The following is a 20052-nucleotide window of genomic DNA, read 5'->3' as shown; positions in this document are numbered from 1 at the left end:
ATCTCCTGAAAAAAGTACAGCCTCCGGTACGGCGTGTCCGGCTCAACCCGGGTACCGCGCGCGCAGTTCCTGTATCTGCTCGCGGTTGCGCTGCACGCCGGCGAACTGCCTTTCGATGACGATGCGCAGCGCCTCGGGCAGCGTCTGGCCGAGCGCGTCGCGGTAGCGTTCGAAGGCGGCGTCCTCGCCGCGTTGACATTCCTGCAGCATGGCGTGGTCGTTGCCGCCGGGCAGCGCGCTGATCACCTCCACCCAGCCGCGGTGCAGGGCGCCGGCGGCCGAGCCGCCGCTGTCCGGGGTGCCGCCGTATTCGGCGACGTAGGTCCCGAGTTCGAGCGCGGCGCGCTGGCAGTCGGCAGCGCGCATCGCGAAGACCTCGCGCAATTCGGCCGAACCGACGTGTCGCGCGCAGGCGCTGAAGCCGAATTCGCCGTCACGGCAGGTTTCGAGCAGACCGTTGAGCAACGTGACGATCTGGTCTTGGCGCATCGGTGCAGCGGGGTCCATCGGGCTTTCCTTGAAGGCCTGGTACATACGGCAGGTAGCGTGCCCGGCGCCTCGCTCGACGGGCACGCCGTTTGCCAGCGTGGTCAGACCGAGTGCGCGCGGCCGAGACGCGCAACTCCGCTGCGAGGGCATCTGCTATGAAACGACTGCCGGGTGGGTCATCCTTCCGTCACAACCAGTTCGATCGTGTTGCAAGCCGGAGGGCCTCCTGATGAGCACCGGCCGCGGGCCGCATCTGGCCGACGTCACGATGTTCTGGAGCGCGACGAGCGGTGGCGTGCGCCGCTACCTCCAGGCCAAACGCCTCTGGCTGCAACGCCACACCGACTGGCGCCACACCATCGGTGCTCCGGTGACGGACAGCGAGCGCATGGTGCGGCTGCCGGGTGTGCCGCTGCCGTTTTCGCAGGGATACCGCGTGCCGCTCTCGCGCCGCACCTGCGCCGAGGCGCTGCGGCGCCTGGGCCCCGACATCATCGAGGCCGGCGATCCTTATCGGCTGGCGTGGTCGGTCCTCGACGCGGCGCAATCGCTGGGCGTGCCGAGCGTGGCGTTCTGCCATTCCAACCTGGAGGCCCTGGCCGCCCGTGCAGCCGGCCCGTGGACCCGGCGTTTCGTGCGCAGCTATGTGAAAAAGCTCTACGACCGCTTCGACCTCGTGCTGGCGCCGAGCGAGGCGATGCGCCGGTGCCTGCTGGACACCGGCGTGCGCGCGGTCGAACGCCAGCCGCTCGGCGTCGACACGCAGGTGTTCCACCCGAAGCGCCAAGACACGGTGTGGCGCGCCTCGCTGGCGCTGCCTCCGCATGCGCGCCTGCTGGTCTACGTGGGCCGCTTCGCGCCCGAGAAGCGGCTGGATCTGCTGTGTCAGGCGGTCGCCCGACTGGGCCCTCCTTACGTGCTGCTGGCGCTCGGAGCCGGGCCCACGCCGCCTTCCGGGCCGCGTGTGATGGTGCGCCGCTTCGAGCATGACAGCCTGCGGCTCGCCCACGTGCTCGCCAGCGCAGACGCCTTCGTGCACGCCGGCGACCAGGAGACCTTCGGTCTGGCGGCGCTGGAGGCCATGGCCTGCGGGCTGCCGCTGGTGGCGCGTGCCGTGCAGGGGTTGGGCGAACTGGTGGACGACAGCGTCGGGGTCGGCGTCGAGCGTGGCGATGCGTCCAGTTTTGCCGAGGCGATCGACGCGTGCTTCGCACGCGACCGGCACGCGATAGCGCAGGCCGCCCGTGCGCGCGCCGAGCGGTTCGACTGGCACTGCGTGCTGCCCCAGCTGATGGGGCACTACCGGGGTCTGCTCGGCCGCCGTGCAGAGCAGGCGCTGTCGCCGGCGTTGCCGTTGTCGACCGGGCCGGCGTGATGGACCCGAGGTTGTGCGTCGTGCTGCACGATGTGGCGCCGGCCACTTGGGCGGCCTGCCGGCGCGTGATCGAGGCGGTCGGCGAGGTGGCCCCGGTGCCGCTGACGCTGCTGGCAGTGCCCCGCTATCACGGCGCGCCACGCAGCCTGGCGTTCGATGCCTTGCTGACCGAGCGCCATGAATGTGGCGACGAACTCGCGTTGCATGGCTACACCCACCATGACGACGGCCGGCCGCATGGGCCGCTGGACCTGCTGAAGCGGCGCGTCTACACGGCCGGCGAAGCCGAGTTTGCCGCCTTGTCGCGCGAGGCCGCGCTGCAGCGGCTGGTGGCCGGCGTGCGTTGGTTCCAGGCCAACGGCTGGCCGCTGCACGGCTTCGTCGCGCCGGCCTGGCTGCTGGGCCGCGAGGCCTGGACGGCGCTGGAAGCGGTGCCGCTGCAGTACACCAGCACGCTGCGCTGCATCTACGCGCTGCCCCGGCGGCAGGCCTTGCTTGCGCCCAGCATCGTCTACTCGACGCGGGCGGCGTGGCGCCGCCTCGGCTCGCTGTGCTGGAACGCCATGCGCGGCCGGCGCCTGCAGCGGCGCGTGCTGGTGCGCTTCGAGCTGCATCCGCACGACGCCGACCATGCCTACCTGCGCCGCTCGTGGCAGCGCCTGCTGGCCGAGCAACTGCAATACCGCCGTGCCGAGACGGTGACCGATTTCGTGCGCGAGTGGCAGGAAAGTCTCAGCACGCCGACCGAGCCGATGGCCTACCTGCAGGCCTGTGAGGCGCCGCTTCAGAACAGCGCGAGCACGCCGAAGGCCATCAACGCGCCGATCCCTGCACCAGCGAGCACGTCGCTCGGGTAGTGCAGGCCCAGCACCACGCGCGACAGTGCGATCAACAGCGTGAAGGGCACCAGCACCAGAGCCAGGGCCGGAAAGTACTCGATCAGCACGATCGAGAAGCCCACCGCGTGCAGCGTGTGGCCGGACGGGAAGCTGAACTGGTCGAGCGCCCGGGTGCAGGCATGGATGTCCTGGCACGCGACGTAGGGCCGGGGCCGGCAGGCCCAGCGCTTGAGCAGCAGGTAGAGCGTCAGGTTCAGCAGTCCCAGCGCCATCATGCGCAGCGAGCAGGCCCAGCCGCGCGGGCCGGCCACCAGCGGCAGGACGGCCATGCCGGCATACCACAGCACGCCGTTGCCGAGCCGGCTGACCACCGCGAGCAGCAGCACCAGCACCCGGTAGTCGGCGCCGCGGTGCAGCCGCCGTGTCCACAGCAGATCGAGCGCCGCCCAGGGCTCGCGGCCGGCGCGCAGGGGCGGCGTTGCATCAAGCCGGGCAGGCGGTCCGGGCGTCCGATGTTTCCATTGCATGCGCTGCATCCATCAGGTGAGCCTCGAAACGATCCAGCGCGGCCGCCCAGGTCGCCTGCAGGGCGGCCTGGCGCGCGGCCGCGCGCATCCAGCCGAGCCGCGGCTGTTGCAACGCCAGCGAGCAGGCGGCGGCGATAAAACCGGCCTCGTCGCCCGGCGGCAGCAGCAGGCCGCTTTCGCAGTCGTCGATGTGCTCGCCTGCGGCGCCGGTGTCGTAGGCGACCACGGCGAGGCCACTGGCCATCGCTTCCAGCACGACGTTGCCGAAGGTGTCGCTCAGGCTGGGGAACAGGAAGATATCGGCCGAGGCATAGTGCTGAGCCAATGCCTCGCCGCGCAGCGGGCCGACGAAGCGCACCGTGGGGTGGTCGTCTTGCCAGCGCCGGCGCATCGGGCCGTCTCCGACCACCACCATCTGTGCCTCGGGATGGGCCGTGCGGATCGCTTCGAAGGCCCGCAGGGCAAGCGGCACGTTCTTCTCGGCCGCCAGCCGGCCGACGTAGAGCACCACCGGCGTTTCGCGCCGGGCCCCCCACTGGGTGCGCAGGCTGCGGCTGCGATGCTCGGGCGAGAAGCGCAGCGCGTCGACGCCGCGGCCGACCACCGCGAGCCGCTCGAAGCCCTTGCGGTTCAGCTCACGGCGCACCGAACGCGTCGGCACGAAGGTGCGGTGCGAGCGGTTGTGCAGCCGCCGTAGGTAGTCGCACACCACCGGCTCGAACCAACCCAGACCGTAATAGTGACTGTATTGATGGAAATTCGTGCGGAAATCGCTCGTGAGGGGGATCTCGAGTGCCTGCGCAGCCCGCACCGCGGCCCACGCCAGCGGACCCGGCGTTGCGACGTGTACGACCTGCGGGCGCCGCGCGGTCCAGCGCCGCTTGAGCGTGCGGGCGAACGCCAGACCGAAGCGCAGATCGCGGTACATCGGCAGTGGCAGACCGAAGCTGCGCCACTCGGCGTCGTCGCAGCGCATGCTCTCGCCCGGCTGGCGCGGACGAACGAGGTCGACCTGGTGGCCGCGCGCACGCAGGTGCCGTACGGCGCGTTCCACGGTGAGGGCGACGCCGTTGATCTCCGGCGGATAGGTCTCGGTGACGTAGGCGATGCGCACTGCAGAAACCCTTTGCATTGATGAGCCACGAAGGCGGCAAGCGATGTGCCCGTCCTGTATCGCCTTGTGCGCCACACGCCCGCGGCACGGTGTCTGCTCGGGCTGCTGGGGTCGCAGCTTCAAGCCTTTGCAATGGATTGGGACTCTGTGCGAGACGTGCTGCAGCGTGTTGACGTCCGGCTGTTCTCGTTCGGCGGGACCGCGTTCACGCTGAGTTCTCTGCTGAAGCTGGCGTTGGCGCTGGTGCTGCTCGTCGGGGTTGCCGCGCGTCTGCGTCACTGGATGGTCGTGCGGGTGCTGCTGCGCTTCCAGATGGACCTCGGCACCCGTCAGGCCATCGGTTCCATCGTCCGCTACGTCGTGCTGATCGTCGGGGTGCTGGTGATCCTGCAGAACGCCGGCATCAACCTGACCACGTTCAACGTCGTCGCCGGTGCGCTCGGTGTCGGTGTCGGCTTCGGGCTGCAGAACGTGTTCAGCAACTTCATCTCGGGGTTGATCGTGATGTTCGAACGCCCGATCAAGGTCGGCGACCGCATCGAGGTGGCCGGCGTCGAAGGAGTGGTCCACGAGATCGGCGCCCGTCGTACGACGGTGGTCACCAACGACAACGTCGCCATCCTGCTGCCGAACCAGCGGTTCATTACGGACAACGTCGTCAACCTGGTGTACCTGGAACGCGCCGTGCGTCTGCGTGTGCCGGTCAACGTGGTGGCGGGCACGGATGTCGACCTGGTGCGCAGCCTGTTGTTGGAGGCCGCGGCGTCGAACGATCGCGTGCTGCTGGAGCCGCCGCCATCGGTGCTGCTGCTGTCGCTGGGGGGCGGTGCGCTGGGTTTCGAACTGGTGGTGTGGTATCAGCCGGCGGGCTGCACCCGCCAGCAACTGCAAAGTGAGCTGAATTATGCGATCAGCCACAAGTTGAAGATGCACGAGGTGCGCAACGGGTGATTCGGTTTCAAGCGGCTTGAAGGCATGACGCTTGCTGGCCTCCACCACACCACACTTGCTTGCGAGCTGCCATGGGTCCTCGACACGTTATCGTCGCCGGTGGTGCCGGCTTTCTCGGCAGTCACCTGTGCGACCGCCTGGTGCAGGCGGGTCACCGCGTCCGGGTGCTGGACAACTTCTGCACCGGCTCGCCGTCGAACGTCGAGCACTTGCGCAGGCACCCCCGCTTCTCGCTGACGGTGCACGACGTGATCGACCCCATGTCGCTGGACGCCGACGGCATCTTCAACTTTGCCTGCCCGGCCAGCCCCGAGCACTATCAGCGCGATCCCGTGCATACCACCCTGTCGAGTGCGGTCGGCGTGCGCAACATGCTGGAGCAGGCGCGGCGCTGCGGCGCGAGGCTGTTCCAGTCGTCCACGAGCGAGATCTACGGCGACCCCGAGGTGCATCCACAGGTCGAGAGCTACCGGGGCCACGTCAACATCCTCGGGCCACGGGCCTGCTATGACGAGGGCAAACGCTGCGCGGAGACGCTGTGTTTCGCCTACCACCGCCAGTACGGCGTGCCGGTGCGCATCGCCCGCATCTTCAACACTTACGGGCCCCGCATGCAGCCGGGCGACGGGCGCGTGGTCAGTAACTTCATCGTGCAGGCGTTGCGCGGCGAGGACATCACGATCTACGGAGAAGGCCAGCAGACGCGCAGCTTCTGCTACGTGGACGACCTGATCGAAGGCATCCTTCGCTTGATGGATGCGGGTGTCGAAGGGCCGCTGAACCTGGGCAACCCCTGCGAGAGCACGGTGCTGGAGCTGGCCGAGCAGGTGCTGCGCCTCACCGGCAGCCACTCCAGGCTCGTGCACAAGCCGCTGCCGGCCGACGATCCCAAGCGGCGCTGCCCCGACATCGGCCGTGCGAAGCAACTGCTGGGCGGCTGGCAGCCGGCAGTGGCGCTGGAGGACGGGTTGAGCGAAACGGTGGATTACTTTCGGCGCCGGTTGGGCCTGGCTGCGCCGGTGGTCCCGGTGCCCTCGGCTTACGTCAGCCGCAACACGGCATCGATGGCGGCGTAGCCCTTCGTCGGGGCGGGCCACGGCAAAGGGCTACGCGGCAGGTGCGCGCGCAGCCGCCGGCTGCGAAGGCTGCGCACATGCACGCTGCACGATGCAGCGTGCCAGGCCGTACGTCAGGGCTGCATTGACCAGGTGCCACAGGAAGTGCGTGCCCAGCGGCAGCCAGTCGCACAGGTCGCGGTCGAGTCGGTGGAACGCCAGGCTCGCGCCGTGTCCGAATGCAGCGAGCGCGAAGCTGCGCCACGCAGGGTCTCCACGCATCCCCAGTGTCACCGTGCAGGCCAGCAGCGCCCACAGCGCCGGCAGGTAGGCGTGCAGCCCGAACAGCGCGTCCTGCTGCGCCAGTTCGAACCAGGCCTGCGCGAGCAGATAGAACGCGGGGATGCCGAGCAGCGCCCGCGGCCAGCTCCAGCCGAGCATCCAGCGCAGGAAGCAGGCGATGACCCACAGCAGGAAGCAGCGGATTGCCAGCATGTCGAGCGTCGCGCCCCAGCTCGAAGCGGTCAGGTGCAGCGCCATCGAGCCCACCCCGATCGATGCGCACAGCGCAGCCAGCAGCAGCAGCGACCAGCGGCCACCAGGGACGATGCCGGGCGACGTGCGCAGGATGCCGTGCAGCAGCCATGCGCCGCCGACGACGAAGGCGAGACTGCTGACGACATTGACCGGCTCGGCCCACGGCCCGGGCATGGTGCGTTCGCAGAAATCGCTGACGAGGGCGGAAACGGCGTGACCGTAGGTCGGTTGCATGGACAGAACGAGCCGCGGAGATGACAGCTGGGGGACATCCGAGCAAGAGGTGTTCCCGTCTCTGCTGCACTGCGGGGGCACGCCGGTTGCACCTTGTTGTCCAGGCTGCGCCCACGCCGGGCATGGCTACAGGGTGCGGCGGCCGGCCCCTGCCGAGCACCTCGAATCTGTCGCTTCGCGCCAGGCCCGCGAGGGCGGAAACCTGGAGCGGCGCGGCGTTTCCTTGAGAGGAATGATCATGAAGACACGCCCGATCCTGCACGCCGTGCTGTGGTTCGCAGCAGGCTCCGCGCTGGCCCAGATGCAGCCTGCACCGATGCCCCGCACGCCGGCACCCGACATGGTGCCGCCGCCGGTCACGCAGCCTGATGCGGTACGCCACGCGGGCGGCCCGGAGGAGTCCCGGATGGAGGCCGATCCTTTCATGGACTTCAGCGACCCGCGCGTGCGTTCGGAGATGTCCGAATGCACCAATCGCCCGCGCGATGCCCGCAGCGACTGCGTGCGGGGAATCCGCCCTGGACGCGAGTCGGCCCCCATCGCCCCGGCGGGCAGCATGCGCGAGCGCCGGCCACCGGCGCCGCAAGACTCGGGCATGCCGCTGCGCGATCGCGATCCCGGCGTCTCGACGCCGCGTTGAGCCTCTCGGCCCTCAGGCCGCGATGACGGCCTCGTTTGCAGCGCCCAGCGCCGCTTCGGATGCGTCGGCGTCGGCCGCGGCAGCGCCGCGGTACATCTCGGCAAACAGCGGCTGGCGGTCGAGCAGTTCGGCGACCGTGCCGCTGTCGTGCACCTGGCCGGCCACCATCAGCACGACACGGTCGAAGTGTTCGAGCAGGCTCATGCGGTGCACGGACGCGACGATGGTGGCCTGCGGGAACGCTGCGTCGAGGCGCTGATGGATGCGCAGTTCGGTCAGCGGGTCGAGCGCGCTGGTCGGCTCGTCGAGCAGGATCAGCGAGCTGCCTCGCGCCGCGAGCACGCCGCGCGCCAGCGCAAGGCGCTGCCGCTGACCGCCGGAGAGGTTGAAGCCACGTTCGGAGATGGGCGTGTCCAGGCCTTGCGGCAACCGCTCGAGCACTGCATCGAAGGCGCTCACGTCGACCGCCTGGCGCAGGACCGCGTCGTCGACCTGCAGGTCGAAGGCGACGTTCTCGCGCACGGTGGCTTCAAAAATTTCTGCCTCCTGCGGGATCAGCGTCGCGACCTCGCCGAGGTGGCGCAGACCGAGTTGCGCCACGCCGTCGACCTCGTAGTGCCCGTGCTGGGCGTCGTACAGGCCGGCCAGCACACGCAGCAGCGTGCTTTTGCCGGCACCGCTGGGACCGACCAGTGCGATGCGTGCCCCGCGCTCGAGTTCCAGCGACAGATGCTGCAGCCCGCCGCGTTGCTCATCGCTGCCGGCATGCTTGAAACCGATGTCGGCCAGGCGCAGCGTCTGCCAGTCGGCGGCGATGGACGGCCCGGCCGTGCCATGCTCTTCGGCCTGCCAGATCGGGTCGGCGCTGGCGAAGTTGGTACGCATGCGGGCGAAGTTCTGGTAGTTGGCTGCCAGCGAGCCGACCACACCGCCGGCCTGCTGCGCGTACTGGTAGACCATGAACAGGCTGCCGATCAGCAGCGTGCCGCCGGCGCCGGCTGCCTGCCACGCGAACGCGACCACCAGGCCCCAGGTCAGCACGACCGTCAACAGGTCGACGGCGCACCACTTCAATTCGTTCAGCACGATGGCGCGCTTGAGCGGCTCGAACACCGCGGCCAGGCGCTTGTCGAGCAGCCGCTGGGACGCCTGTTGCAGACGCAGGCTCATCAGCGTCGAGACGTTGCCGAGAAAGTCGAGCAGGCCTGCGGCGTAGCGGCGGCTCGCCTGGTTCTCGCGCGCAGCCAGCCGCATCAACGCCAGGTCGAAGCGCACGATCACGAGGCCGACGACCACGTAGCCGACGGCTGCGATGGCACCGGTGCGGCCCGACAGCAGCGTCAGCGCGATCAGGGGGCCGAGGATGTTGACGGCGTTCTGCAGGTAGATGAACTGGTTCTGCGTGAAGTCGTACAGCGCCTGGCTCGCCTGCTCGACCCGGTGCTGCACATCGCCCGAGTGATGGCGGTCGTGCCATGCGAGGGGCACGCGTGTCAGCTTGGCGTACAACGCGCCGGAAATCCCGCGACGCACCTGCACGCCCACCGAGCGTTCGAGCACGCGCCCCGGCCCGTGCATGCTCCACACGGCGACGTAGATGCCGACGATCGCGGCGATCCATATGGCCGCCTGCGCGAGGCCGGCCTGGCCGCCGGTCTGGATGGTGTTGATCGCCTGCGCGGCCAGCCACGGCACGCACAGCTTCAGCAGTTGCGAGCCGACCAGCAGCGACATCGCTCCGGTCCAGCGCAACCGCATGCCCTGAGCATGGTGCCAGACGTGGCGGTACAGCGTGGCGATGCCGGCGGCTTCGGCGGGAGCGGCGGTGGTCATGGACGAGGGGAGCAGAAGATGACGCATGCACTGTAGGGACCGCGACGCGCAGGCGACAGTCGGGGCGTCGCTGCACGTGGCATAGGAAAGTGCCTGACATGTCACGCCGCTGTTCGTGACAAGCTGCTCGAAACCCGGAAAGCTAGGGTCTGTTCACACGACGGAGGGCTGTGCGAGCGAGCCTGCCAGGGCGCAGAGCGAGGCGGGCGACGCTGCCCAGACTGGGCATCTGGGCGAGGCGCCCAACGACGCGCTGCGCCTGGCAGGCCCGCTCCCTGCGGGTGGTTGTCCAAAAGGCCGTACGCGGCGTTGCAAAGCCTCGCCGGGTGCCGCGCGCAGCCGTCCGGTCTGCGCAGCGAACCAGGCGTAGCGCGGCAAATGGCGTTGCTGCGCTGTACAGCTATCGCGCACGGGCGCTTCCCAACGCCCCAGCCGGCTTCGTTTTGCGCCTTGCTCACGGCCTTTTGGACAACAACGCATCAGCCCTCCGTCGTGTGAACAGGCCCTAAACGCGAGGACGCCGGTCGCGGCCCGGCGCGTCGAGCAGCGCGGCCAGCGGCAGCGGCGTCGGATCGACCTCGTTGATGAAGGCGCAGACGATCTTCATCCGCGGCACGCGGCGGCACACGGTGCGCAGTGCCAGCAGCATCGGCACCGCGATCAGCGCACCGGCCATGCCCCAGACCCAGCCCCAGAGCATCACCGACAGGAACACGAACACCGGATTCAGCCGCAGGCGCCGGCCCATCAGCCACGGGCCGACGAGATTGCTCTCGAGTGCGTTCAGTGCGAGAAAGGCCAGCGCCGGCGCCAGCATCAGCCCCGCGTCGACGAAGCTGGTGATGCCGGCCATCAGCAGCAGCACCGTCATCACCACCGGACCGATGTAGAAAATGAAGTTGAGCACGGCCGCCAGCGTGCCCCACAAGATGGGGTTGGGCAGCCCGATCGCCTGCAGCGCCAACCCGGTTGCCACGCCGAGCCCGATGTTGAGCAGCGTCATCGTCGTCAGGAAGCGGCCGATGTCGCGTTGCGCCTCGCGTATGCCCGACAGCACCAGCGCGCGCGCACGCGGACGGGCGATCGCCTCGATGCCGCGCGACACCAGGTGGTATTCGGTCGCCAGCAGGAAGAACAGCAGGATCACCGTCGCTGCCGAAGACACGGTGAAGTACCAGAACTGGCCCAGCACGACCCGCGTGAGCGCCATGCCTTCGTTGCGCAACTGCTCGCGCACTGCCAGGGCTTCCAGCGGCGACGGGTTGGGATCGACGCGAGCATTGCTGCCCGGCAGCGCGGCACGCAGTCGCTCCAGCGCCTCCATCACCTGGTGCAGATTCGACGGTGCACGCTCCCACCATGCCGCGGCGGGCGTCACCAGCGTGCTGCCGAACAGCAGGAGGGCGGCCACCAGCGCGCCGAGCACCAGGCCGGCACCGAGCGCCGGCGGCACGCCGAGGCTGCGCAGGCGCCGCACCGGCGGTGCGAGCACGAAGGTGAACACCACCGCCAGCGCCACCGGCAGCAGCACCACCTTGGCTGCGCGCAGCAGGAACACGACGGCCAGCACGAGCAGGGCCTGCCCGACCCACGGCGGGATGCCGCCGCGGGGGGGCAGCGCTGCAGGCGGTCCCATCAACGCGGCTCGACCTGCCCCTGCTCGTCGGAGAACAGCAATTCGACGCGGCGATTCATCTGCCGGCCGGCGGAGGTGTTGTTGTCGGCCACCGGGTAGGCCTCCCCCTGGGGCTGGATGTCGATGCGCTGGCCCTGTACGCCGTGGCGCATCAGCGCATGCTCGACCGCCTCGGCTCGGCGGCGCGACAACTCCATGTTGTAGGACTCGCTGCCGGTGCTGTCGGTGTAGCCCTCGATCAGCAGGCGACGCTCGGGGTGGCGGTTGAGCACTTCGGCGACGCGTCGCAGCGTGCGCTCGGCACCGGGCTTCAGTGTCGCTTCGCCGACGTCGAACAGGACATCCTGCAGCGTGATCACCATGCCGCGATCGGTATTGCGCGCCTGCAGTTGCTGCAGTTCCTGCTCGAGCTGCTGCGCACGCTGTGCCTCGTTCTGTGCCTGCTGGCTGGCCACCTGAGCCTCGGCCTGCGCCGCAGCCGCCCGAGCCTGGGCGTCGGCCGCCTGCGACTGCGCCACCCGCGCCTCGGTGGTCCGGGCCTGGGCACGCACGCTTTCTCGTTCGGCGCTGGCCTGCCGCACGCGGGCTTCGGCCTCGCGTTGCGCACCGGTTTCCCGAGCCACCACGGCGAGCTGCTTGGCGATGTAGGCCAGGTGGTTGGTCTCGGCGGCGTCCTGGTCGTCGGTCCATGCCTCGTCGGCGCGGTTCAAGGCCTTGCGTGCACGGTCGAGTTCGACGGGCGCGCCCTGGGCGACGGTCGGGTCGTTGCTCACCGTGCCGTAGACCCTGCGCGCGTCTTCGAGTGCGGCGTTCGGCTGCGATGGCGTGTTCGCGCAGGCGCCCAGCAGCGCAACGACGGCTGCAGCGGCAGTGAGGCGGAGCGTGTGCTTCATGTCGGTCTCCTTCGTTGTGGGCGGTGTCAGGAGGCGGGGCGTGTGCCGGAACGCTGCATTTCCTCGCGCAGCATGCGGATGCTCTGCTCGATTTCGGTCACGGCACGGCGCGACTTCTCGGCATTCGCCTTGGCGGCCGCAACGCGCGCGTCGACTTCGGCCTGCTCGGCCAGACGGCGGGCCTTCTCGTGCTCCTCGGCACGCAGGGCGGTGCGGGCCGCGTCCAGCTTCTGCCGCGCCTGGTTCAGTTCCAGCGGCGCATGTTCGGTGGCGCCCGCCGTGGTCGCGCTGTCGATGGCGGCCTGGCTCACCGCCAGTTCGGACTTGGGTGCATCGGGCTTACTGGCGCAGCCGCCCAGGGCAAGGCCCAGCACCACGGTCATGGCGCCGCCGATCTGCATGGGGACCGAGTGGCGGCGCTGTCGGTTCAAGGAAGTCATAAAGGGCCTTTCATCGTATGAATGACGACACCTGGCAAGCAGCAGCTTTTGTTCCCGCAGGGCACAGGCGCGCCTGCCACAATCTGCGCATGCCCGACCTGCTGTCCGCTGCCGAACCGCCTGCTTCCGACGCTCCGCTCGCAGAACGCCTGCGCCCACGCACGCTCGACGAGGTCATCGGCCAGCAGCACCTGCTCGGGCCTGGCAAGCCGTTGCGGGCGGCCTTCGAGTCAGGGCAGCTGCATTCGATGATCCTGTGGGGTCCGCCCGGCGTCGGCAAGACCACGCTGGCGCGGCTGATGGCCGATGCTTTCGATGCGCAGTTCATCCAGATCTCGGCGGTGCTGGGCGGCGTGAAGGACATTCGCGACGCGGTCGAGCAGGCGCAGGTGGCGCGCAGCATGGGCCGGCGCACCATTGTTTTCGTCGACGAGGTGCACCGCTTCAACAAGGCGCAGCAGGACGCGTTTCTGCCGCACGTCGAGTCGGGCTTGTTCACCTTCATCGGCGCCACCACCGAAAACCCGTCGTTCGAGGTGAACTCGGCGCTGCTGTCGCGTGCCACGGTCCACGTGCTGCAGGCGCTCGGCGACGAGGACATGCAGGCGCTGCTTGCGCGTGCGCAGGAACTGCTGCATTCGCCCGGGCTCACCGACGCCGCACGCGCGCGGCTGATCGGTTATGCCGATGGCGATGCACGGCGCCTCCTCAACACCTACGAGAACCTCGTGCGCATGAGCGGGCCGCAAGCCTTGCTGGAGATCGACGAGGCCATGCTCGAGCGCTCGCTCGGCGAGCAGCTGCGTCGCTACGACAAGGGAGGCGAGCAGTTCTACGACACCATCTCGGCCCTGCACAAGGCGGTGCGCGGCTCCGACCCCGACGCGTCGCTGTACTGGTTCGTGCGCATGCTCGACGGCGGCGTCGACGCACGCTACATCGCGCGCCGCCTGGTGCGCATGGCCAGCGAGGACATCGGGCTGGCCGATCCGCGCGCGTTGCGGCTCACGCTCGACGCGGCGCAGACGTATGAGCGGCTCGGCTCGCCGGAGGGCGAGCTGGCGCTGGCCGAAGCGGTGGTCTATCTCGCCATCGCTCCGAAGTCGAACGCGGTCTACAACGCCTACAAGGCCGCGCGCGCCTTCGTGAAGCAGGACGGCACCCGCCCCGTGCCGCTGCACCTGCGCAACGCACCGACGCGGCTGATGAAGGACCTCGGCTATTCGAAGGGCTATCGCTACGCCCACGACGAGGACGATGCATTCGCGGCCGGGGAGCGCTACTTGCCCGACGGCGTCCCCGACGACCTGCGCTTCTACGACCCCGCACCCCGGGGCCTGGAGATCCGCATCGGAGAAAAACTCGAAGAGTTGCGTCAAAAGAACGAGCAATCGCGCAAAAAACGATGATCTTTCTGAATCGTCGTTGGATTGACAGCTAACGGAGGGTAAACCCCGAACTTTTCACCGCGCGCCGCTTGGCTACAATCCGCGCCACTTTGCGGGTCGAAAGAGGGGTTACGGGGCTTCCCCGGGAAGCTCCTCGTCGGTCTGCTCGAGCCGGCAACGGGAGCAACCCTCGTTGCCGGCTCGCTGTTTGGGACTAGAGTCGACCGGCGCGCCGAGCCGCCCCCCAAGGGCGGATCACGGGCCCGGATTTTGCTCCGCCCCGACGTTTATTTTTCCTCGGAGACCGACTGATGGACATCTTCCTCCAACAGATCATCAACGGTCTGGTGCTCGGCAGCATGTATGCGCTGGTGGCACTGGGCTACACGATGGTCTACGGCATCATCAGCCTGATCAACTTCGCGCACGGCGAAGTGCTGATGGTGGGCGCGCTGACCAGCTGGACCGTCGTGACGTTCCTGCAGGACACCGTCCCCGGGATGCCCGGCTGGCTGATGATGCTGATCTCGCTGCTGTGCGCGATCGTCGTGTGCGCGGCGCTCAACTTCACGATCGAGAAGGTCGCCTACAAGCCGCTGCGCAGCGCGCCGCGCCTGGCGCCGCTCATCACCGCGATCGGCATGTCCATCCTGCTGCAGACGCTGGCGATGATCGTCTGGAAGCCGAATCCCAAGCCCTATCCGCTGCTGCTGCCCACCGAGGTGATCCCGGTGTTCGGCGCAGTGATCACGGTCACCCAGGTGTTGATCCTGGTGACCACCGCCACGCTGCTGATCGGGCTGCTGTGGCTGGTCAACAAGACCAAGCTGGGCCGCGCGATGCGTGCCACCGCCGAGAACCCGCGCGTCGCCAGCCTGATGGGCGTGCGGCCCGACATGGTGATCTCCGCGACCTTCATCATCGGCGCCGCGCTCGCCGCCGTGGCGGGCGTCATGTGGGCGGCCAACTACGGCACCGTGCAGCACTCGATGGGTTTCCTGCCGGGGCTGAAGGCCTTCACCGCTGCGGTGTTCGGCGGCATCGGCAACCTGACCGGCGCCATGCTGGGCGGGGTGCTGCTGGGTCTGATCGAGGCCATCGGTTCCGGCTATCTCGGCGATCTGACCGGCGGCGTGCTGGGCAGCCACTACGCCGACATCTTCGCCTTCATCGTGCTGATCCTCGTGCTGACGTTGCGTCCCTCCGGCCTGCTGGGCGAGCGCGTCGCCGATCGTGCCTGACCGCCGGGAGAGACATTCATGCTGCAAAAGAACAAGCTGCTGACCTTCGTGCTGGTCGGCATTGCACTCGCGGTGGTGCCGCACATCGCGCTGTATTTCGGCCAGGGCTGGGTTCGCATCATCGACCTCGCCCTGCTCTACGTGATGCTCGCGCTGGGCCTGAACATCGTCGTCGGCTATGCCGGCCTGCTCGACCTGGGCTATGTCGCCTTCTACGCGGTGGGCGCCTACCTGTTCGCACTGATGGCGTCGCCCCACTTGTGGGAGACCTTTCCGGCCATCGCACAGCTGCTCCCTGATGGGCTGCACACGCCGATCTGGGTCATGGTGCCGCTCGCCGCCGGCGTGGCGGCACTGGCGGGGGTGCTGCTCGGCACCCCGGTGCTGCGCCTGCGCGGCGACTACCTCGCGATCGTGACGCTCGGCTTCGGCGAGATCATCCGCGTGTTCATGAACAACCTGGAGTACCCGGTCAACATCACCAACGGGCCGCGGGGCCTGAGTGCGATCGATTCGATGCGCATCTTCGGCTTCGACTTCGGCTCGCCGATGCACATCGGCGACTACCTGGTGCCGCCGGTCGTCAAGTACTACTACCTGTTCGTCGCGCTGGTGCTGGTCAGCATCCTGATCTGCTACCGGCTCGAGAACTCCCGCATCGGCCGCGCCTGGATGGCGATCCGGGAAGACGACACCGCCGCCAAGGCGATGGGCATCAACGTGCGCAACATGAAGCTGCTCGCCTTCGGCATGGGCGCCACCTTCGGCGGCGTGGCGGGGTCGATGTTCGCGGCCTTCCAGGGCTTCATCTCGCCGGAATCCTTCAGCCTGATGGAGTCGATCATGATCGTCGCGATGGTCGTGCTCGGCGGCCTCGGCCACCTGCCCGGCGTCGTGCTCGGTGCGCTGCTGCTCGCGGCGCTGCCAGAGGTGCTGCGCTACGTGGCCGGCCCGCTCCAGGAGATGACCGGCGGCCGCCTGGACGCCGCCATCCTGCGGCAGTTGCTGATCGCGCTGGCGATGATCATCGTGATGCTGCTGCGCCCGCGCGGCCTGTGGCCTGCGCCCGAGCACGGCAAGGCCGCTCCGCAGCCGGCGACGAAGTGAGGGAAAGAGCATGAGCAACAACGACGTCATTCTCCAAGTCGCCGGGGTCTCCAAGCGCTTCGGCGGCCTGCAGGCCCTGAGCGACGTGGGCATAGAAATCCGCCAGGGGCAGGTCTACGGGTTGATCGGGCCCAACGGCGCCGGCAAGACGACCTTCTTCAACGTGCTGACGGGGCTGTACACGCCGGATTCCGGCAGCTTCGAGCTGGCGGGCAAGCCCTACAAGCCGACCGCGGTGCACGAGGTGGCGAAGGCGGGCATTGCGCGCACCTTCCAGAACATCCGCCTGTTCGCCGACATGACCGCGCTCGAGAACGTGATGGTGGGGCGCCACATCCGTACCGGTTCGGGGTTGCTGGGCGCAGTGTTCCGCACCAAGTCGTTCAACCGCGAGGAGGCCGAGATCCGCGACCGGGCCATGCAGCTGCTCGAATACGTGGACATCGCCAAGTACGCCGACTACAAGGCCCGCACCCTGAGCTACGGCGACCAGCGGCGACTGGAGATCGCCCGCGCGTTGGCCACCGAGCCGAAGCTGATCGCGCTCGACGAGCCGGCCGCCGGCATGAACTCCACCGAGAAAGTGGTGCTGCGCGAGCTGATCGACCGTATCCGCAACGATGGCCGCACCATCTTGTTGATCGAGCACGACGTCAAGCTGGTGATGGGTCTGTGCGACCGCGTCACGGTGCTCGACTACGGCAAGCAGATCGCCGAAGGTACGCCCTACGACGTACAACGCAACGAGAAGGTGATCGAGGCCTACCTCGGCGCCGGCCACACGGCACACTGACCCGGCCCTGATACGAAAGCATCGAAGATGACCCAGACCATCCTCAAGATCAGCGGCTTGAAAGTGGCCTACGGCGGCATCCAGGCCGTCAAGGGCGTGTCGCTCGAAGTCAAGCAAGGCGAACTGGTCAGCCTGATCGGCGCCAACGGCGCCGGCAAGACGACCACGCTGAAGGCCGTCACCGGCACACAACCGATCGCCGACGGTGCGGTCGAATACCTCGGCCAGCCGGCCAAGGGCAAGGGCGCGTGGGAACTCGTCAACCAGGGCCTCGTGATGGTGCCCGAGGGCCGCGGTACCTTCACGCGCATGAGCATCACCGAGAACCTGTTGATGGGCGCCTTCACGCGCAAGGACAAGGAGATCGACGCGGACATCGACAAGGTGTTCGGGCTGTTCCCGCGCTTGAAGGAGCGCCGCAACCAGCTGGCCGGCACGATGTCCGGCGGCGAGCAGCAGATGCTGGCGATGGGCCGTGCGCTGATGGCTCGTCCCAAGCTGTTGCTGCTCGACGAGCCGTCGATGGGCCTGTCGCCGATCATGGTCGACAAGATCTTCGAGGTCGTGAACGACATCCACCAGCAGGGCGTCACGGTGCTGCTGGTCGAACAGAACGCCAGCCGCGCGCTGCAACTGGCGAACCGCGGTTATGTGATGGATTCCGGCGAGATCACGATGAGCGGCGACGCAAAGGAGCTGCTGAACGACCCGAAGGTGCGGGCGGCTTATCTGGGCGAGTGAACACGGCTGCGCGCCGCTGCAAAGACCGCCGGAGGCGGTCTTTTCCTTGTGTGCCCCCCATGGGCGCAACCTTCAGGGGGCAAGTCCCCGGACGAGCGAGTCGCTGCGAGGCAAGCGAAGCGTAGCCGCGCACCCGCGTGCCGGGCCCCGCCAGAGCAGGGTTCGGCCTCCACCCCCATTGCGTTGTTGTTTCCCATCGACGCGATGCGTCAAATCGCTCAGGGTCCCCCTTCTTTGCGGGGGAGAGCACGTAACTGTTTGATCTCCTTGGCAGTTTTGCACGTTCGGCGATTGCCCATTCCCTACAATACATACTTCGTTACACGAAGAGGGTGAAGGCTTACACGTGCAAGCTGCCGACGTGCAGTACCGCGGTGGGCCTTCAAGGAGAGCGGACGATCTTTCTTCGTCCGTGCAAGGGTGATCGCAAGTGGAGTTCAACTTCGGAATACGGGCCTGGTCTGCGTGGAGCCCCGGGCTGAACAAGCCCGATGACTGGCTGGCGTGGTCTGCGCGTGCACGTTTGCCTCATGGCGACGATGCGCCGGCGTTGCCGGAAATCGCCGCAATGATGCGTCGGCGTCTGAGCACGCTCGGACGCATGGCCTTGCAGGCGAGCTGGTGGTGCCAGGGCGACCGCCCGGCAATGCCGACGGTGTTTGCGTCCCGCTATGGCGACGTCGACCGCTCGCTCCAGTTGCTTGCCGATCTCGAGCGTGACGGCAGCGTTTCGCCCACCGGTTTCACGATGTCGGTGCACAACGCCATCAGCGGCCTCTACTCGATCGTCCGCGAGGACCGTTCCAACGCCGTGTGCGTGGCAGCAGGGCAGGCGACTGCCGCCGCTGGTGTGACCGAGGCTGCCGGACTGCTGGCTGACGGCGCCGGCGAGGTGATGTTGGTCTGCTACGACGAGCCGTTGCCGGACGACTATGTCTGCTTTCGCGATGAACCTCAGGCTCGGTGGGCCTGGGCATGGCGCCTTGCGCCGGCGCGAGCGGGGCATCCCCGCTGGAGCCTGGCCTCTCGCCCTGTGCCGGCTGAAGTTCGCGGCGCACCGGCCGAGTTGCCCGCAGGCCTCGAAGTGCTGCGCTTCTTTCTTGCCGAGGAGGCGCGTCTGACGCAGCACGCCGGTACCGTCGAGTGGGAGTGGCGGCGCCATGGCTGAGCGGTTCAACCTCTACTGGCGCATCTGCGCCACCGGGCTGTGCTTCTCGGCGTTCGGCGTCGGGGGGTTGTGCCTGCGCCTCATCGTGTTCCCGATGCTGCGCATCGGTGTGCGCCAGCGCGAACGTCGCGCGGCGCTTGCGCGCGGGCTGATACACCGGTCGTTCGCTGCCTTCATCGGGATGATGAAGGCTCTGGGCGTGCTCAGTTATGAAGTCCGGGGAAGCGAGAAGCTGCATCGGCGCGGCCTGCTCGTGCTGGCGAACCACCCGTCCCTGATCGACGTCGTGTTCCTCGTGTCGCTCATCCGTCACCCCGATTGCGTCGTGAAGGCGTCGTTGATCCGCAACCCGTTCACCCGCGGGCCCGTCCAGACCGCAGACTTCATCTGCAACGACAGCGGCGCCGGCTTGCTCGAAGACTGCATTGCGTCGGTCCGGTCGGGCAGCAACCTCGTCATCTTCCCGGAAGGCACGCGTACCCCCCCTTCGGGGGCGTTGCATTTGCAGCGGGGAGCGGCCAACGTTGCGATTCGCGGACGCATCGATGTCACCCCCGTGTTGATCCGCTGCCACCCTCCGACCCTGACCAAGGGAGAGAAGTGGTATCGAGTACCGCCGCAGCGTGTGCATTTCGTCATCGAAGTGCAGGACGACATTGCCGTTCAAGCCTTCGTCGACGCAGCGCCCAGCGAGGCGCTGGCCGCGCGGCGCCTGACCGATCATCTGACCCACTACTTCGCCAAGGAGCTTCAACGTGCCCACGCTTGAGCAGGAAATCAAGGAACTGATCATCTCTTCGCTCGCGCTGGAAGACGTGACGCCCGAGGACATCGATTCGGCCCAGCCATTGTTCGTCGAAGGACTGGGCCTGGATTCGATCGACGCCCTGGAACTCGGCCTGGCCTTGCAGAAGCGCTATGGCGTGACGCTGTCGGCGGAGTCCGAGGAGACCCGTCGCCATTTCGCGAGCGTCAATGCGCTGGTTGCACTGGTGTCCCAGCACCGGGCCGGCTGATCCGCTTTCCCCGTACTCATCCCAACCGCCAGCGT

21 protein-coding genes are annotated in these 20052 nt (G+C 68.1%); 13 read left to right on the top strand and 8 right to left on the bottom strand.

The window, feature by feature from the left end; genetic code table 11:
- Positions 1 to 42 precede the first annotated feature (42 nt).
- Positions 43 to 507 (bottom strand): ferritin-like domain-containing protein, encoded by a 465-nt coding sequence (locus M8A51_RS24565; RefSeq protein WP_251781262.1) that lies wholly within the window; start codon positions 505 to 507, stop codon positions 43 to 45.
- A gap of 211 nt (positions 508 to 718) precedes the next feature.
- Between M8A51_RS24565 and M8A51_RS24560 the strand changes: the two genes are divergently transcribed.
- Positions 719 to 1864, top strand: coding sequence for a glycosyltransferase (locus M8A51_RS24560; RefSeq protein WP_251781261.1), 1146 nt, complete (start codon positions 719 to 721; stop codon positions 1862 to 1864).
- Positions 1864 to 2721: a DUF2334 domain-containing protein gene (locus tag M8A51_RS24555; RefSeq protein ID WP_251781260.1), complete on the top strand. Its 858-nt coding sequence runs from the start codon at positions 1864 to 1866 to the stop codon at positions 2719 to 2721. Before M8A51_RS24560 ends, M8A51_RS24555 begins: the two co-directional genes overlap by 1 nt.
- Here the strand turns inward: M8A51_RS24555 and M8A51_RS24550 are convergent.
- Together M8A51_RS24550 and M8A51_RS24545 are read right to left on the bottom strand one after the other, a co-directional pair.
- On the bottom strand, positions 2649 to 3230 hold the full coding sequence (locus M8A51_RS24550; RefSeq protein ID WP_251781259.1) for a phosphatase PAP2 family protein: 582 nt from the start codon (positions 3228 to 3230) through the stop codon (positions 2649 to 2651). The two genes, M8A51_RS24555 and M8A51_RS24550, sit on opposite strands and share 73 nt — an antisense overlap.
- Positions 3187 to 4362: a glycosyltransferase family 4 protein gene (locus M8A51_RS24545; protein WP_251781258.1), complete on the bottom strand. Its 1176-nt coding sequence runs from the start codon at positions 4360 to 4362 to the stop codon at positions 3187 to 3189. The genes M8A51_RS24550 and M8A51_RS24545 overlap by 44 nt, the downstream gene beginning before the upstream one ends.
- Before the next feature lie 114 nt (positions 4363 to 4476).
- Between M8A51_RS24545 and M8A51_RS24540 the strand changes: the two genes are divergently transcribed.
- Positions 4477 to 5295, top strand: coding sequence for a mechanosensitive ion channel family protein (locus tag M8A51_RS24540; protein ID WP_251781257.1), 819 nt, complete (start codon positions 4477 to 4479; stop codon positions 5293 to 5295).
- A 71-nt stretch (positions 5296 to 5366) separates the two neighbouring features.
- A complete protein-coding gene (locus M8A51_RS24535) occupies positions 5367 to 6371 on the top strand; it encodes a UDP-glucuronic acid decarboxylase family protein (protein WP_251781256.1) in 1005 nt (334 codons plus the stop codon).
- A gap of 30 nt (positions 6372 to 6401) precedes the next feature.
- On the opposite strand, the gene M8A51_RS24530 is transcribed toward M8A51_RS24535, so the two are convergent.
- A complete protein-coding gene (locus tag M8A51_RS24530; RefSeq protein WP_251781255.1) occupies positions 6402 to 7121 on the bottom strand; it encodes a hypothetical protein in 720 nt (239 codons plus the stop codon).
- Between the two features lie 238 nt (positions 7122 to 7359).
- Between M8A51_RS24530 and M8A51_RS24525 the strand changes: the two genes are divergently transcribed.
- Positions 7360 to 7761 (top strand): hypothetical protein, encoded by a 402-nt coding sequence (locus M8A51_RS24525; protein WP_251781254.1) that lies wholly within the window; start codon positions 7360 to 7362, stop codon positions 7759 to 7761.
- 12 nt (positions 7762 to 7773) lie between these two features.
- Here the strand turns inward: M8A51_RS24525 and M8A51_RS24520 are convergent, their stop codons facing one another.
- From M8A51_RS24520 to M8A51_RS24505, 4 genes are all read right to left on the bottom strand, one after another.
- Positions 7774 to 9594, bottom strand: a complete 1821-nt coding sequence (locus M8A51_RS24520) for an ABC transporter ATP-binding protein (protein ID WP_251781253.1) — start codon at positions 9592 to 9594, stop codon at positions 7774 to 7776.
- A 505-nt stretch (positions 9595 to 10099) separates the two neighbouring features.
- Positions 10100 to 11230 carry an AI-2E family transporter gene (locus M8A51_RS24515; RefSeq protein ID WP_251781252.1) on the bottom strand — a complete coding sequence of 377 codons (1131 nt, stop codon included), beginning with the start codon at positions 11228 to 11230 and terminating at the stop codon, positions 10100 to 10102.
- A complete protein-coding gene (locus M8A51_RS24510; RefSeq protein ID WP_251781251.1) occupies positions 11230 to 12123 on the bottom strand; it encodes an OmpA family protein in 894 nt (297 codons plus the stop codon). Before M8A51_RS24510 ends, M8A51_RS24515 begins: the two co-directional genes overlap by 1 nt.
- A gap of 26 nt (positions 12124 to 12149) precedes the next feature.
- A complete protein-coding gene (locus M8A51_RS24505; protein WP_251781250.1) occupies positions 12150 to 12563 on the bottom strand; it encodes a DUF4398 domain-containing protein in 414 nt (137 codons plus the stop codon).
- 89 nt (positions 12564 to 12652) lie between these two features.
- Between M8A51_RS24505 and M8A51_RS24500 the strand changes: the two genes are divergently transcribed.
- From M8A51_RS24500 to M8A51_RS24465, 8 genes are all read left to right on the top strand, one after another.
- Positions 12653 to 13972 carry a replication-associated recombination protein A gene (locus tag M8A51_RS24500; RefSeq protein ID WP_251781249.1) on the top strand — a complete coding sequence of 440 codons (1320 nt, stop codon included), beginning with the start codon at positions 12653 to 12655 and terminating at the stop codon, positions 13970 to 13972.
- 290 nt (positions 13973 to 14262) lie between these two features.
- The gene (locus M8A51_RS24495) at positions 14263 to 15192 is read left to right on the top strand and encodes a branched-chain amino acid ABC transporter permease (protein ID WP_251781248.1); all 930 of its coding nucleotides are present in this window, start codon (positions 14263 to 14265) and stop codon (positions 15190 to 15192) included.
- An 18-nt stretch (positions 15193 to 15210) separates the two neighbouring features.
- Entirely contained in the window at positions 15211 to 16299 is a 1089-nt protein-coding gene (locus M8A51_RS24490) for a branched-chain amino acid ABC transporter permease (RefSeq protein ID WP_407062261.1), read from the top strand.
- Between the two features lie 10 nt (positions 16300 to 16309).
- Positions 16310 to 17092 (top strand): ABC transporter ATP-binding protein, encoded by a 783-nt coding sequence (locus tag M8A51_RS24485; protein WP_251781247.1) that lies wholly within the window; start codon positions 16310 to 16312, stop codon positions 17090 to 17092.
- 27 nt (positions 17093 to 17119) lie between these two features.
- The gene (locus tag M8A51_RS24480; RefSeq protein ID WP_251781246.1) at positions 17120 to 17833 is read left to right on the top strand and encodes an ABC transporter ATP-binding protein; all 714 of its coding nucleotides are present in this window, start codon (positions 17120 to 17122) and stop codon (positions 17831 to 17833) included.
- A 430-nt stretch (positions 17834 to 18263) separates the two neighbouring features.
- Positions 18264 to 19001: a beta-ketoacyl synthase chain length factor gene (locus M8A51_RS24475; RefSeq protein ID WP_251781245.1), complete on the top strand. Its 738-nt coding sequence runs from the start codon at positions 18264 to 18266 to the stop codon at positions 18999 to 19001.
- Positions 19002 to 19095: 94 nt separating this feature from the next.
- Complete coding sequence (locus M8A51_RS24470; RefSeq protein ID WP_368408596.1) at positions 19096 to 19770, top strand: lysophospholipid acyltransferase family protein; 675 nt, start codon at positions 19096 to 19098, stop codon at positions 19768 to 19770.
- Positions 19757 to 20017 carry a phosphopantetheine-binding protein gene (locus M8A51_RS24465; protein WP_251781243.1) on the top strand — a complete coding sequence of 87 codons (261 nt, stop codon included), beginning with the start codon at positions 19757 to 19759 and terminating at the stop codon, positions 20015 to 20017. The genes M8A51_RS24470 and M8A51_RS24465 overlap by 14 nt, the downstream gene beginning before the upstream one ends.
- The last annotated feature ends 35 nt before the right edge of the window (positions 20018 to 20052 follow it).

This window comes from Caldimonas mangrovi, assembly GCF_023721835.1.
Taxonomy (GTDB): domain Bacteria; phylum Pseudomonadota; class Gammaproteobacteria; order Burkholderiales; family Burkholderiaceae_C; genus Caldimonas; species Caldimonas mangrovi.
This window is presented reverse-complemented; position numbering and strand designations above follow the sequence as displayed.